The following is a 13,863-nucleotide window of genomic DNA, read 5'->3' as shown; positions in this document are numbered from 1 at the left end:
GATGGCGTCGGGTTGGATCTCCATGGGGCCGATCGCGCCCACGATGCGGTCGTCGACGGTGGCGGTGAGGACCGGGCCGCACCGGCCGGCCTGCATTCGGGCGTGGAGGAAGGCCAAGCCGTCGGCGGCCATGGCCTCGGCGAACGGCGCGAAGGTCTCCTGCACAGCGGTCGGCCAGGCGGCGACGGGGCGGACCGAACCGTCCGGGGCAGGGCAAGGGCCGGTGGTGAAGTCCTTCAGCTGAATACGGGTGCCGCGCGGGTGCGCGGTCTCGGGACCGAGGGGCCGTACGACCCGGGCACGGGCGACGTCGTGTACGGAAGCGAGCTTGGCGGCCAGCTCGGCGGCCTCCTCCACGACGCTGCCGTGGAGCCCGTAGGCGAAGACCTTCACGGCGCCGTGTCCGCGCCGGGTCAGGGTGGGAACGAGGGTGCGTCCGGGCTGGTGAACGACGTCCTCGCGGAGGGCTCTCTCGTCCTTCTCGCCACCCCAGCGCCGGTCCTTGTCGTACGGCAGGAAACCCCCGGTATCGGCCGCTCGAAGGACATCCTCGAAGAGGCCGACGAACAGTGTGTCGGGGTGGACGGGACCAAGGGTCGGCACGATAGGCGCGGTGAGCACGGGCCGCAGCCAGTCCCAGCGGAAGAGCATGAGCGGCACCCTAGCGGTGGGACGGGCAGGGCTCAGGCCCCGACGCGAGTACGCCGGGGCCTGAACGGAGTTGACCGGATCGTGTCGGTCAGTGGGGGTTGTCGTCTCCGGCGTCGCAGGAGCACTCCGTGCTCTCCACGATCACGTCGAGGTCCTGGACGGCGGTGATCGAGACGGTCGCGACGGGCGGGGCGGCGCGGCGGGCCGAGGTCGGTGGGCCGGGGAGGATGGTCACCGGTACGGGCGGGGTCATGAGGCGTTCTCCTTGTCTCCGTGCTGGCAGTAGCTGTGCAGCGGCGCCTTCGCCTCCTGGTAGTGCTTGGCCAGGGGGCGACAGACCCGGCAGGTGCCGGACAAGGCGCAGCCCTCGCACCCACCGGTGCGAAGCATGAGGCGGTCGGCGATGGCGCCGAGCCGGGTGAGGCCGTCGATACCTTCGGCCATCAGGTCGATCTGGTCGTCGCGACCGACCTTGCAGATCGACACCTTGGCGTGGGGGTCGGCGTGGAAGAAGGTGTGTCCCGCGTTGCAGCCGGCGAACGGCTTGCGCTGCCGAAGATGGGTGGCGGACTGCGCGAGCAGCGGCTCTCCGCCGCCGTAGATCGTGGGCGTCATGTTCGTGTACGCGTGGTTCTCGACGTTCCACTCGCCGGCGAGGGCGGCCATCTCGTCGGCCTCGGAGGCGTTGTCCTCGGTCACCACGACGTTGATACGCAGGGGAAGACCCGCCTCACGTGCGGCGTCCATGCCGCGCCGGAACGCCTTCCACGCGCCACGGCGCTGAGTGAGCGTGTCGAAGGACTCCTCGCTCGCCCCGTACATGCTGACCACTAGGCGGTAGGGCGGGCAGTCCCGGAAGAGCCTGAGGAGGTCCGGCCGCCAGAGCAGCGAGCCGTTCGTGGAGATGGTGAGCATCATCCCGGCCTGCCAGGCGTACCGGTAGGCGCCCTGGAAGTCCGGGTCCATGGTGGGCTCACCGCCCGTGATCTGGAGCCAGAGGACACCGGCCTCGCGCATGATGTCAAGGAGCCGCACCTTCTCCTCCCAGGCGAGGCCGGAGAACGGCCGCTCGCCGAGGTAGCAGTGCTTGCAGCCGAAGTTGCAGCCGAGGTTGATCTCCCAGGAGGCGCGGCAATAGCCGTACGAGGACGGCTCGCGTACCAGCACGGTGCCCTGCGCGGTCTGGCCGTCCAGGTCGAGGCCCCACATGTCGGCGGCGGTCTGCACCGCCCAGGTGGGAAGCGACCCACCGTCGGTGGCGGTCTGGCGCAGGCCCTCGTAGTGGTCGGCGGAGATTCGGGCGCCGGCCCGTGCTCCCGGCTTGAGGAGAAGGTGCCCGTCGAGGAACGGAGAGGCGATCAGAGCGTGGGCCATCGGTGGCCCTCCTTCCGGATCACGGAGCGGGACAGCGCACGGGACTCCTGGCGGCCGGCGAGGCAGTGGATCTCGCCAAGCCCGTTACAGGTGCCGCAGGTCTTGCCGGACGAGTTGGCGCCGCTGCCACCGCAGTCCCCGCACCGTTCGTTGCGAGGCGAGCGAGGGCGCCGGGGCTTGTGCGGGCTCGCGATCAGCTGGTGCACGAGACCTCCTCCAGGGCGTCTTCCCAGGTGTGCTGCTTGGCGTGGTCGGCGAACAGACAGCAGCCCTCACCGTCAGGGACCGGGGCGGCCACCGGGCAGTCCGGCAACACGACAAGTTCCGCCTCGTCCGTCCCGTGCCAGCGGAGCCACAGCGCGGTCCCGTACGCGCCGGCGTCGGTGAGGAGACCGAAGTGCTCACCCTCGTCGTGCGCGGACAGCTGGCACTGCACCGCCCTGTCGATGTACTTGGCGGTCGACTTCTCCCGTGCTTCCTTTGCCAGGTCGAGGGGCACCCGGCGCCAGTGCGCGCAACGCATCACGACACCATCCGGAAGGACACGACGGCATTCCGTTCCTGCTGCGAGCACCGGGGGCAGACGCACGGCGGGTAGCGGCCCGGGTTCTCCGGGACCACCGGGTCTTCGCCCACGTGTACCTCCGTGAGAGGTCCCCACGTCTGGCCGGAGTCGCGGGAGACCCGCAAAGTCATCCGTACGTCGTCCTGTCCGTTCGCCATGGTCAGGAGCATCGCGATCCGCAGGACCGGCCAGAAAGGCCAAGCGGATTACCCAACTTGGGTAACATCACCCTCGGTTGACCAAGTGCAGCGATCCGTAGTCCTCATGCCGGAGCGTGCCCGATGCCCGAGCCATCTCGCTCGAAGGAACTCCCGGTCAGCCTGCTCACGGACCCAGTGATGATCGAGGCATGCCAGGCCAGAGACTTCGGCCGCATCTTCCAGCTGGTCAAGGCACGAGCAGGCATCTATCCGTCGATGGTCGCGCGTCGCTGCAACCTGACCCCGAGCCGCGTGGGCGAGGTGACCGCCGGACGGCGGCAGCTGCTGCACATGGACGTGATCGAACGGATCTCGGACGGACTGCGCATCCCCGGACACATGCTCGGACTTGCCCGACGCTCCTGGGAGACGCCACCCAGCCTGACAGTCACGCCCCGCGAACCGGTCGAGGTACCGGCCCCCTCAGCCGTCGGACCACTGGCCGCCGGACTACCGGGGGCGGACGTCGACAGCATCCTCGCCCTGGCGGCCGAGCGGGATCTCAGCGCCTCGACGCTGGACGCGCTGCACTCATCGATCGCGGACTACTGGCGCCGGGACGACGAGCACGGCGGCGAGACCTTACGGCCGGCAGTCGTCGGACAGCTCCGCTACGTCGTCGACCTCCTCAAGGAGCAGCGTCCGGCTCCTTTACGGGACGGCCTGCACAGCATCGCGGCCGAGCTGGCCCGCCTCACCGGATGGACCTACTTCGACGCCCGCCAGTACAACCAGGCACGCGCCTACTTCACCGAATCCCTCGGCCTGGCCAAGGCCATCGACGACCGCCAGTTCATGGCCAACGTCCTCGCCTGCATGAGCCTCCAGGCCACCTACCAGGACAAGCCCGGCGACGCCCTCGCACTCGTCACGGCCGCCCAGGACCAGGCCCGAACTGCCGCGGGGACGACACCGCGCGTACTGGCCATGCTCGCGATGCGCGAAGCCTTCGCCCACGCCACCCTCGGCAACCACGGCGCCACCCACACCGCGATCTCGGAAGCCCACACCCAGTTCGGCCGGATCAGCACGGGTGATCCGGACCCGGCCTGGGTCGCCTACTTCGACGAACCGAAGCTGATCGTGGACACCGGCATCGCGCACGGCCGCCTGGGCGAAGCCGCCCTCGCCGAACCCCTCATCGCGGACGCCCTCCGCCGAGAACACCAGACGAACCACCGAGGCCGCGCCTTCCACGCCTTCTGGCTCGCCCGCACCCAGCTCCAGCGCGGCAAACTCGATGAGGCATGCCACATGGCCATGTATGCCCTGGCTCCGGCGGTGGCCGTCAGCTCGCAACGAGTCGCCGGCCACCTCCGGGAGTTTTACGAACAGCTGGAGCCCTTCCGCCGCGAACCAGCCGCGGCGGCGTTCGAGTCCCGGCTCCGGGAAGCGCTGCCCCGCCAGATCAGCGGATCGCCTCGTCCATGAGCACGTAGAGCAGCCCGACCAGGGAGCCACTGCTGACGATCTCGCGCCGGTCGATCATGCCCCGCACATCGGCCAGCGGGATCCACTCGACCCGGTCCGACTCGTTCTTCTCGGTCGGCGGACCCTCGTACGTCGCCCCATCGGCCCGGAAGACGTGATGCTGAGAGTCGGTGATGCCGTTGGCCGGCTCGGCGTAGATCAGCGGCTTGACGGGACCGAGCCGCCAACCGGTCTCCTCCAGCACCTCACGCGCGGCCGCTTCGGCGGGAGTCTCGCCCACCTCGACCAGGCCCATCGGCAGCTCCCACGCCCAGGCGTCTGTAATGAAGCGGTGCCGCCACATCATCAGAACCTCACGCCGCTCGTTGACCACAGCGGCCACGGCCAGATGCCGGAGCTTGACGACGTGGTGCTCCCAGCGGTTCCCGTCTGGGGTCTCGATGTCGGTGAGCCACACGTTCACCCAGGCGTTCTCGTAGATCGGACGTTCCCCGTGGATCTTCCACTGCATCACTGCGGCCCCTCTCGATCGGCCTCCAGCATCCCAGAGCAGTCAGGAGGCTGACGCGCATTCCTTGGTGTTACGTCATTCTGACGAGATGAGGCACTGGCGAGGTCTGCCATGAGCTCATGAGTGCAGTTCTGGGGCGAGCAACTCGGTGCGTTGTGGCTACGAGCCATGCCAGCCGGAGGGTGCCCGGGGTAGCGACTGAATCGACGATCACCAGACTCACCCACGCCCGGCTGCGTAAGCTGGACTCTCAGTAATTGGCAGGGCGCGATGGTGGGGGATAGAGCAGCATGGACGACCGGCTTCGCGATTTCGCGAAGGGCTCACCTAACTTCGGGGTGCTGTATCAGCACCAGCCTCTGCTCTCCCTGTACGGAGCTTCTGCCGAAGCGACCGTGTTCACGAACCCCAATTCCTCACTGGTCCAGGCGGGGCAGTTTGGCGAGGTACTCGCTGAAGAACTGGTCGCCCGTATAGGGATGCGGATCGAGGGCGATCGACAGATCGACCGGCTGAGCGCTCTGACCAGGGCCGGAGTCCTCGTTCCGGAGATCCGCGACGACTTCGACCGGCTGCGCCGCGACCGGAACAAGGCTGCCCACAACCACCTCTTCGACACGGCGCGGGCCCTGGCTGCCGTACGGATCTGCTACCGGCTCGGCCTCTGGTTCCACGATGCCATCGACGGCCGACGGACCGTTGCCGAGTTCGTGCCACCCACGGACCCCGGTGACAGCGCTCAGATCACGGACCCAGCCGAGCTGGCCGAGCTGCGCGAGGCCCTCGACGGCCACCGCCAGGCGCTCACGCAGGCCCGCATGCGGCTCGCCGAGGCCGACGATGCGCTAGAGGCCGAGCGCAGGGCGCGGGCCGAGGCAGAGACCCTGATCGCCAGCGCCAATGCCAACAAGACTGAATTGCTCGCGCGAGTAGATCAGTTGAGTACCCAGATTGAGGAGCTGCGCGCTGCCCAGCAGGCGAAGTACGAGGCCGCTCGCAGGCAGCCGCGCACGGTCGATGCCAAGCGGCGCGAAGCGATCATCCACCGTGCCCAGCGGCCTGCCGCACTCAACGAGGTGCAGGCGCGTGAGGCCATCGACGAGATGCTGCACGCAGCGGGGTGGGTCGTCCAGGACCGCGACCAGGTCAACCCGGGAGAAAACCAGGGAGTGGCGGTCCGTGAGTTCACGCTGGCCACCGGCCGCGCGGACTACGTCCTGTATGTCGACGGCAGGATCGTGGGTGTGATCGAGGCCAAGCGGGAGGGCGACCACCTCTCCAGCGCTGTGGAGCAGAACGACCGGTATGCGGCTGGTGTCCTCAAAGAGCACCGGCTCGCTGTCTGGCGGGAGGTCGAGCCGTTCGCGTTCCGCTACGCCACGACCGGCACCGAGACCTACTTCATCAACCGCCTCGACCCCGACGCCCGATCCCGAGAGGTGTTCTCCTTCCACCGCCCCGAGACGGTGGCTACTTGGATGCGTCGTGCCGACGAGACTCCGGCCGCCCTGACGTTCCGGGCTGCCCTGCGCCGACTGCCCGTGTTGGAGCCGAACGGGCTGCGTCTCGCCCAGATCGATGCCATCAGCGGCCTGGAGAAGTCCCTGGGAAAGGACCGGGGGCGGGCACTGATCCAGATGGCGACGGGCGCGGGCAAGACCTTCACTGCCGTGGCACAGACCTACCGGCTGCTCAAGCACGCGAAGGCGCGCCGGGTCCTGTTTCTCGTCGACCGCAACAACCTAGGCAGGCAGGCGTACGACGAGTTCCGCAAGTTCACGACACCGGACGACGGCCGCAAGCTGTCAGACATCTACAACGTCGACCGGCTCGGGGCGGCGGGTCTCCAAGACACCTCGTCGGTAGTCATTTGCACGATCCAAAAGATGTACTCGCTGCTGCGCGGGGAGACCCTCGTCGATGACGAGCAGGCGGACGAGGCCACGGACAGCACGGCGTACGAGGACACGTACGCGACGGACCTGCCTATCGAGGTCTCCTACAACCCGAGGGTCCCGATCGAGTCCTTCGACCTGATCATCGTGGACGAGTGCCACCGCTCGATCTACGGGCTGTGGCGTGGCGTGCTGGAGTACTTTGACGCGCATCTGGTCGGCCTGACTGCCACCCCCACCCTCCAAACCCTCGGATTCTTCGGCCGCAATCTGGTCTCCGAGTACACCTATCCGCAGGCCGTCGCGGACGGGGTGAACGTCGACTTCGACGTCGTAAGGATGCGGACCGACCTGCGCGAGAAGGGCGCCGCGACCATCGAGTCGGGTACGACGGTGCGGGTCAAGGACCGCAAGACGCGGCGGCAGCGCTACCAGGAACTGGACGACGACTTCACCTACACGACCGGGCAGATCGGCCGCTCGGTGGTGACGGTGGACGAGATCCGGGCGGTGCTCACCGCGTACCGGGACAACTGGCGGCGCTGGTTCCCCGGCCGGACCGAGCTTCCGAAGACCCTGATCTTCGCAGTCGGCGAGGACCATGCGGAAGATATCCTCGCTCAGGTCAAGGAGGTCTTCGGTCGCGGCGACGACTTCGCGAAGAAGATCACGTACAAGAGCCGCCAGGCCGGCGAGGACCCGGACGAGCTGATCCGTGCGCTGCGAACCTCACCCCGGATGCGGGTTGCCGTCACCGTCGACATGATCGCGACCGGTACGGACGTGAAGGCGCTGGAATGCGTGATCTTCCTGCGCGAGGTGCGCAGTGCCGTCCTCTTCGAGCAGATGAAGGGCCGCGGCGCTCGCACCATCGACGCGACGGAACTCCAGGAGGTCACGCCGGATGCGGACGCGACGGTCCGCAAGGACCGGTTCGTACTTGTCGACGCGGTCGGGGTGACAGACTCCCCCCTGGTGGACGCCAAGCCGCTGGTGCCTGCGGGCGAGCGGCAGGTCTCACTGGCCAAGCTGCTGGACAAGGCTGGTACGAAATCGATCAGCGTGGGTGAGGCCGAGATTCTGGCGGGACGGCTGGCGCGGCTCAACCAGCAGTTGACGGAGGAGGAGCGCGAGCAGCTGGCGCGCGCCTCAGGCGGGCAGACCCTGTCGGAGATCGCGGGCGCCATTGTGAACGCGGTGGACCCGGACCGGCAGGAGCGGGCCCTGGAACAGGGCGGCTCCTCGGCGGCTCGGCGGCTCGTGGAGGACGCGATCGCTCCCCTGACGGAGTATCCCGATCTTCGGCGGCACATCATCGAGATCCGGCGGGACAAGGACTACCTCTTCGACGAGTTCACGGCCGTCGAGGTGACGGATCTCGACGAGATCCCTCGCGAGGAGCGGGCCCGCGAGCAGGTCGGTCGCTGGAGCCGACTCCTGAAGAATGAGCGCGACCGCATCGCGGCGGTCAGCATCGCTCTGACAAGCCCCCGGTCCGTTTCCCCTGAGGAGACGTACGCCGCGCTGAAGGAACTGGCACTGGAGATTCGCCGCCCACAGTACGCGTGGACGCCGCAGGCCCTGTGGACGTACTACGAGGACCTGGGCGCGGCGGTCCGCTCCGACGGCGGCCGGGAGGCGGGCGTCCCTGACCTGATCTCGCTCATACGGTACGAGCTCGGGGTGGACGAGGAGCTGCGGCCCTACCGTGAGACGGTGGAGGAGCGCTTCGAGGGGTGGGTGCTCAAGCAGCAGCAGGCGGGGGCGGACTTCTCGGAGGAGCAGCTGTGGTGGCTGCGGTCCATACGGGACGTGGTGGCGAGCGACGTCGGCATCAGCCCGGCGGAGTTCAACGCCGAGCCCTTCAAGGGGAAGGGTGGAGGGCGGGGGTTTGCCCACGCTTTTCCGGGGCGGGATGTTCGGTCGTTGTTGAGTGAGCTGAATCGAGAATTGGCTTGAGCGGGTTGAATGGCGTGGAGCTTCCGAAAGGGTGGGTTTGGGCCACCCTGGGGGACGTTGCCAATTGGGGCAGCGGAGGAACGCCCAAGAGCGGCGTCGCCCAGTTTTACGGCGGAGACATCCCGTGGGTTGTCAGCGGCGACCTAAACGACGAGCAGATCCGCTCAGCAACGTCGACCATCACGGATGAGGGGCTGAAATCAAGCTCAGCAAAATGGGTGCCTGAGGGCTCCGTCCTTATCGCCATGTACGGTGCCACAATTGGTAGGCTAGCCATTGTCGGACAGCCGCTCACCACCAATCAAGCGGTAGCGTTTGCAACGCCACATAAAGGGCTTATCGATAAACGTTTCCTGTTCTGGTATCTGTGGTCTCAGCGTGACGCCCTCCGTAAGACCGGAAAGGGAGGGGCGCAGCCAAACATCAGTCAGGCAATTCTCAAAGCATGGCCCATCCCTGTGCCCCCCGTTGCTGAGCAACATCGGATCGTTGAGGACCTCGAAGACCAAATCTCTCGCCTTGACGCAGCAACCGAAGCCGTGGTTGGCGCGAAGCGCCGCATCAAGCCCTTCACTACCTCTGTATTGGACAGGGCTGCGCTCGGGGCCTCATTGGCTACCCACTCTGACCAAGACGCAGTGGACGACAGTCAGCGCTTGCTCGCGGGCCTCTCAAGTAAGCGCTTCGACTATGCCGCCTTGCCCTTCCTCCCCAAGGGCTGGTTTTGGCGCCGTTCCGTCGACGTCTGTGAGTTCATCAGCAGTGGCTCAACGCCGAAGGCTCATTTGATGCACCCCGGAAGTGGCGAGATCCCCTTCCTGAAGGTCTATAACATCACGCAAGACGGTCGAGTTGACTTCACCAACAAGCCAACCTATGTCGACCGAGAGACGCACGAGAATCAGCTGAAGCGATCGCGGGTACGACCAGGAGATGTCCTGACAAATATTGTTGGTCCACCCCTAGGGAAGACGGCAGTCGTTCCTAAAGACCATCCCGAGTGGAACATCAACCAAGCGATTGTCGCTTTCCGTGCTGGCCCTGAGGTTCAACCGGAATGGCTGGCTCTCGTGCTTCGCGCACCGTTTGTGCTGTCCATGCTTCAAAAGACAGCGAAGGCGACCGCTGGCCAATTCAACGTTGCACTCTCTACATGTCGCGAACTACCTCTTCCCGTTCCGCCGATGGACGCACAGCTCGCCCTTGTCGCGCAGTCTGCCGAGCTATTGGAAGTCAGTGACCGTTTCGCCGCGCAGGTAGCGTCTGTTTCCTTGCGTGCTCAGAACCTCCGGCGGGCTGTCCTAAGGCGGGCTTTCACGGGCAGCCTTGCTCCCCAGGACCCGGCCGACGAGCCCGCTACCGCCCTCCTCGATCGCATCCGCGCCGAGCGCGAGGCACAGGGAGCCAAGCCTAAACGGGCCGCTCGCCGCCCCCGCACGACGGCTGCTTCAGAAGCGCTGGCCCCGCCTCCCGCATCGTCAACTCATTCTCTAACCAACGCCGTTCAGCAGGAGCTTCCGCTGTGACCCCCGCATCCCCCGCACTGGCGCACGCGCAGACCAACAGCCTGGTCACCAAGCTCTGGAACTACTGCAACGTGCTTCGGGACAACGGCTTGTCGACCATTGAGTACGTCGAGCAGCTCTCGTACCTGCTCTTCCTCAAGATGGCTGACGAGATCGCCTCCGACCCCTTCACAGAACAGGAGGCCAAGGCCGTCGTACCCTCCGAGTACGACTGGCAGGCTCTCGCCCGTCTCAAAGGCATCGACCTGGAAGTCCACTACCGCAGGACCCTCGAAGAGCTCGCGAAGAACCCCGGAACCACACTCGGCACGATCTTCGCCAAGTCTCAGAACCGAATCACCGAGCCCGCCCTCCTCGAAAAGCTGGTCATCGATCTGATCGGCAAGGAGGACTGGACGATCCAGGGGACGGACCTTAAGGGCGATGCCTACGAGGGTCTGCTTGCCAAGGGCGCGGAGGACACCAAGACGGGTGCCGGCCAGTACTTCACGCCCCGTGCGCTCATCGACGCCATGGTCGATGTCATGCAGCCGGGGCCCGAGGACACCATCACCGACCCCGCTTGCGGTACCGGCGGCTTCCTCATCGCCGCGCACAGCTACATCCGGAAGCACCACATGCAGCACCTGTCACGGGAACAGCGTCTCGCGCTCGGGTCAGGCAAGATCTGGGGCAATGAGCTGGTTACCGGCACGGCCCGCCTGGCCGCTATGAACATGCTGCTGCACGGCATCGGCGACGCCGATGGGGAGTCTCTCATCACCGTAGGTGACGCGCTTGCCGACAAGCCCGAGCGTCACGCGTCGCTCATCCTCGCCAACCCGCCCTTCGGCAAGAAGTCCTCGATCAGGATCGGCGGCACGGATGGCAAGGCCGAGAGGCAAGACATCTCGTACGAGCGGGACGACTTCCGCGCCACCACCACCAACAAGCAGCTCAACTTTCTCCAGCACATCATGTCGCAGCTGGAGATGAACGGCCGTGCGGCCGTCGTCTTGCCGGACAACGTGCTCTTCGAAGGCGGCGCGGGCGAGAAGGTACGCCGCCGCCTTCTGGAAGAGTTTGATCTGCACACGATCCTCCGCTTGCCGACCGGCATCTTCTACGCGGGCGGTGTCAAGGCCAACGTTCTGTTCTTCGAGAAGAAGCCGCCCCGCAGCGGCGGCGTCCACAACACCTCAAAACTTTGGGTCTACGAATTCCGCACCGGCAAGCACTTCACCCTCAAGCAACACCCGCTGACCCGCGTGGCTCTGGACGAGTTCGTCAAGGCGTACCTGCCCGGTAAGCCACGTAGCGAGCGGGTGGAGTCCGAGCGCTTCAAGTCCTTCGACTACAACGAGCTCATCGCCCGCGACAAGGTGAATCTGAACATCACCTGGATGAAGGACCCGGCACTCGACGACGCCGACAGCCTTCTGTCGCCCGAGGTGATCGCCCAGGAGATTGTTGAGGACTTGCAGGCCGCGCTGAGCGAGTTCGCAGCCATCGCGGAGGCTCTCGGTGGTGAGGTCTCGGCCGACACCGACGCTATTGAGCCAACTGAGAGTGATTGATCCACACCTGAGTTGTCCCTCCCACGTCCCGCCGGAATCCTGAGTTCCCAGACCAGAGACGGGGGAGTTTCATGTTGGCCTCACAGCCGCAGACACGCGAGTTCCGGGCGTTCCTGACCAACCTTGAGTACGCCCGGAAGATGATCGTGGCGGGTCAGAGTCTGGCTGCATTCCAGTCCCCGGTCATCGACATCGGCGACTTCTACCGAGCCGCCTGGGTGCAGGCCGTCAGCGCCATCGACCACTGGTTCCACGAGGAGCTGTACCGGCGCGTTGCCGAGCTGACCGCAGAGGACAGTCCTCAGATGCCCTACCAATTGACGAAGTTCGAGCTGCCCCTGGTCAAGGTGGAGGAAGTCCGGCGCGGTACCACCACACTCGCCGAAGCCGTCTCCGAGCATGTCAAGGCGAAGTGGGGCAACGCGGCACTGCAGAACCCTCGCAAGATCAGCGAGGCACTGAAGCTGGTGACGGAAGAGGACATCTGGGCCAAGGCCGCCGTTCAGCTCAACGAGTGGAACCACGGCCGTACGTCCATGAACGCCCAGACACTGAAGCAGAAGTACAACTCGATCACCGATCGCCGAAACAGGATCGCCCACGACGCGGACTTGCTGGACGGCGACCTCAAGAGTCGCCGCCCCATCGCCGACGCCGACGTGATTGACGCGATCGACTGGATCGAGCGAATTGCCCTCGCCATCGCCACCGTGCTGGGATGAGGCGACCTCTCAGGCATCGTCATTGCGGCAATGCCACCGTTCGGAGTTGACGGCAGCCCTGACGGCAACGGCGGCACACAGAGGCGCATCATCGCTGCGATGAGCGATCGCAATGGGAGACGGTCGAGGCTCCTCATGACGTGCTGCCCGATCCTACGGATCAGAAGGTTGCAGGTTCGAATCCTGCCGAGTGCACAGCAGGTGAGAGGCCCCCAGGAGAAATCCCGGGGGCCTCTCGCATTACCTGTACAGAGATGAGCGGGCGTCGAGATCAGCTCAGGGCTTTGCCCACCTCGTGGATGGTCGGCCGATCCTCCGGGGCATGGCTGAGCATCGCGTCGATCAGCTCATCCAGCGGACCGGGAGCCTTCACAGGACGGCGCTTGCCGTTCGCCACGGTCTCTCTTTGGACGGCTGGCCCGAGCCCGCGAGCGCATCGACGTGTTGGTGTACGCGGCCGTCTTCCTGCATGGGGCGTACCCGCGGCTCAACGACCTGCTGCGGGAGCGAGCTGCCGACGGGTGTGCGGTCCGTATCGCGATCGGCGACCCGGACAGTGCGAATGTCCAACAGCGTGGGAAGGAGGAGAGGCTCGACCACGGGATCGAGTCCTGTTGCCGACTCGCCCTCATGCACTATCGCCCCCTTGCCGGGGCACCTGGCATCGAGGTGCGGACCCATGCCACCACGCTCTACAACTCGACCTACCGTGTGGATGACCAGGCCATGGCCAATGCCCATATCTGGGGCGTAAACGCCTATGGCACTCCCGTACGGCATCTGCGGCGCAGCGGAGAGGGCGGCATGTTCGACACCTACACCAGCAGCTTCGATGCGGTCTGGGAGACCGCGACGCCGGTAAGCGAAGGGTGACCATGGCACGGACCGAGTACTACGACGACCCGGCGGCACCTGAGCCGAACAGCTTGGTGGTCGCCGCGTCCGCCGTGGTTACCGGCGCTGAAGGACGCGTGCTCCTTCAGCGCAGGAGGGATAACGATCTTTGTGCGCTCCCTGGCGGCGGCATGGAGATGACCGGCTCACTCCCGGGAACGGCTGTCCGCGAGGAGATTGACCGACTGCCGATGCACCACACGCAGCGGCTTCGGATCCGGCACTTCCTGGAACACAGTGAGCGGCCCCCTCTCGGCTGATCGCAGCCACAACGCAGTTGTAGGGGTTCGATCCGTGGTCTGACCTCCGTGTGCCCAGCTTCGGCATCAAGGCTCAGGTGGACCGGCTGGCCGGGGTCTGCAAGAACACGGTCCGGGGCATCGTCACCCTGGTCTCCCGGTGCCATGCCGAGGGTGGCCAGGAGCAGATTTCGGAGGAGGGGACTGCTGCACGGAGAGGTGACACCTGACCTGGCTTGCTGAGAGGCGGCCTGGAAGGATGTTGCAGTGCCCAAGCCGTATCCGAAGGAGTTCCGCGAGGACGTTGTGCGGGTCGCGCGTAATCGCGAGCCCGGCGTCA

The 13,863-nt window shown here is 66.1% G+C and carries 12 protein-coding genes and 2 pseudogenes; 8 read left to right on the top strand and 6 right to left on the bottom strand.

All coding sequences use genetic code 11. The features are described from left to right. The 4 genes from VN520_RS24195 to VN520_RS24180 all read right to left on the bottom strand — a co-directional run. Positions 1–651, bottom strand: a 651-nt coding sequence (locus VN520_RS24195) for a GNAT family N-acetyltransferase (protein WP_325749042.1), incomplete at its 3' end; no start/stop codon positions are given. A gap of 88 nt (positions 652–739) precedes the next feature. Beyond that, on the bottom strand, positions 740–904 hold the full coding sequence (locus tag VN520_RS24190; RefSeq protein WP_325749041.1) for a hypothetical protein: 165 nt from the start codon (positions 902–904) through the stop codon (positions 740–742). After that, a complete protein-coding gene (locus tag VN520_RS24185; RefSeq protein ID WP_325749040.1) occupies positions 901–2,025 on the bottom strand; it encodes a radical SAM protein in 1,125 nt (374 codons plus the stop codon). The genes VN520_RS24190 and VN520_RS24185 overlap by 4 nt, the downstream gene beginning before the upstream one ends. A 193-nt stretch (positions 2,026–2,218) precedes the next feature. After that, on the bottom strand, positions 2,219–2,548 hold the full coding sequence (locus VN520_RS24180) for a hypothetical protein (protein WP_159313916.1): 330 nt from the start codon (positions 2,546–2,548) through the stop codon (positions 2,219–2,221). Positions 2,549–2,871: 323 nt separating this feature from the next. On the opposite strand from VN520_RS24180, the gene VN520_RS24175 reads away from it, so the two are divergent. Then, positions 2,872–4,221 carry a hypothetical protein gene (locus VN520_RS24175; protein WP_325749039.1) on the top strand — a complete coding sequence of 450 codons (1,350 nt, stop codon included), beginning with the start codon at positions 2,872–2,874 and terminating at the stop codon, positions 4,219–4,221. On the opposite strand, the gene VN520_RS24170 is transcribed toward VN520_RS24175, so the two are convergent. Continuing rightward, a complete protein-coding gene (locus tag VN520_RS24170; protein ID WP_325749038.1) occupies positions 4,199–4,732 on the bottom strand; it encodes an NUDIX hydrolase in 534 nt (177 codons plus the stop codon). The two genes, VN520_RS24175 and VN520_RS24170, sit on opposite strands and share 23 nt — an antisense overlap. Positions 4,733–5,022: 290 nt before the next feature. Between VN520_RS24170 and VN520_RS24165 the strand changes: the two genes are divergently transcribed. The 4 genes from VN520_RS24165 to VN520_RS24150 all read left to right on the top strand — a co-directional run bounded on the left by VN520_RS24165 (position 5,023) and on the right by VN520_RS24150 (position 12,390). Then, the gene (locus tag VN520_RS24165) at positions 5,023–8,586 is read left to right on the top strand and encodes a DEAD/DEAH box helicase family protein (protein ID WP_325749037.1); all 3,564 of its coding nucleotides are present in this window, start codon (positions 5,023–5,025) and stop codon (positions 8,584–8,586) included. Then, complete coding sequence (locus VN520_RS24160) at positions 8,583–10,112, top strand: restriction endonuclease subunit S (RefSeq protein WP_325749036.1); 1,530 nt, start codon at positions 8,583–8,585, stop codon at positions 10,110–10,112. The genes VN520_RS24165 and VN520_RS24160 overlap by 4 nt, the downstream gene beginning before the upstream one ends. Beyond that, entirely contained in the window at positions 10,109–11,668 is a 1,560-nt protein-coding gene (locus tag VN520_RS24155) for a class I SAM-dependent DNA methyltransferase (RefSeq protein WP_325749035.1), read from the top strand. Before VN520_RS24160 ends, VN520_RS24155 begins: the two co-directional genes overlap by 4 nt. A 71-nt stretch (positions 11,669–11,739) precedes the next feature. Continuing rightward, positions 11,740–12,390, top strand: coding sequence for a hypothetical protein (locus tag VN520_RS24150; RefSeq protein WP_325749034.1), 651 nt, complete (start codon positions 11,740–11,742; stop codon positions 12,388–12,390). A gap of 271 nt (positions 12,391–12,661) precedes the next feature. Here VN520_RS24150 and VN520_RS24145 read toward each other — a convergent pair. Then, a pseudogene (locus VN520_RS24145) lies at positions 12,662–12,802 on the bottom strand (protein kinase family protein); the annotation flags it as partial. A gap of 2 nt (positions 12,803–12,804) precedes the next feature. Between VN520_RS24145 and VN520_RS24140 the strand changes: the two are divergent. From VN520_RS24140 to VN520_RS24130, 3 genes and pseudogenes are all read left to right on the top strand, one after another. Beyond that, a pseudogene (locus tag VN520_RS24140) lies at positions 12,805–13,263 on the top strand (XRE family transcriptional regulator); the annotation flags it as partial. 2 nt (positions 13,264–13,265) lie between these two features. Beyond that, positions 13,266–13,544, top strand: coding sequence for an NUDIX domain-containing protein (locus tag VN520_RS24135; RefSeq protein WP_325749033.1), 279 nt, complete (start codon positions 13,266–13,268; stop codon positions 13,542–13,544). 50 nt (positions 13,545–13,594) lie between these two features. Then, a complete protein-coding gene (locus VN520_RS24130; protein ID WP_325749032.1) occupies positions 13,595–13,753 on the top strand; it encodes a hypothetical protein in 159 nt (52 codons plus the stop codon). Positions 13,754–13,863 lie beyond the last annotated feature (110 nt).

Origin of the sequence: Streptomyces sp., assembly GCF_035563135.1 — a bacterium.
Lineage (GTDB): Bacteria > Actinomycetota > Actinomycetes > Streptomycetales > Streptomycetaceae > Streptomyces.
This window is presented reverse-complemented; position numbering and strand designations above follow the sequence as displayed.

Bases quoted from the DNA above. Each gene is read 5' to 3' on its own strand.
- VN520_RS24190 (WP_325749041.1), bottom strand. From the start codon at position 904: ATGACCCCGCCCGTACCGGTGACCATCCTCCCCGGCCCACCGACCTCG.
- VN520_RS24185 (WP_325749040.1), bottom strand. From the start codon at position 2,025: ATGGCCCACGCTCTGATCGCCTCTCCGTTCCTCGACGGGCACCTTCTC.
- VN520_RS24180 (WP_159313916.1), bottom strand. From the start codon at position 2,548: ATGCGTTGCGCGCACTGGCGCCGGGTGCCCCTCGACCTGGCAAAGGAA.
- VN520_RS24175 (WP_325749039.1), top strand. From the start codon at position 2,872: ATGCCCGAGCCATCTCGCTCGAAGGAACTCCCGGTCAGCCTGCTCACG.
- VN520_RS24170 (WP_325749038.1), bottom strand. From the start codon at position 4,732: ATGCAGTGGAAGATCCACGGGGAACGTCCGATCTACGAGAACGCCTGG.
- VN520_RS24165 (WP_325749037.1), top strand. From the start codon at position 5,023: ATGGACGACCGGCTTCGCGATTTCGCGAAGGGCTCACCTAACTTCGGG.
- VN520_RS24150 (WP_325749034.1), top strand. From the start codon at position 11,740: ATGTTGGCCTCACAGCCGCAGACACGCGAGTTCCGGGCGTTCCTGACC.
- VN520_RS24135 (WP_325749033.1), top strand. From the start codon at position 13,266: ATGGCACGGACCGAGTACTACGACGACCCGGCGGCACCTGAGCCGAAC.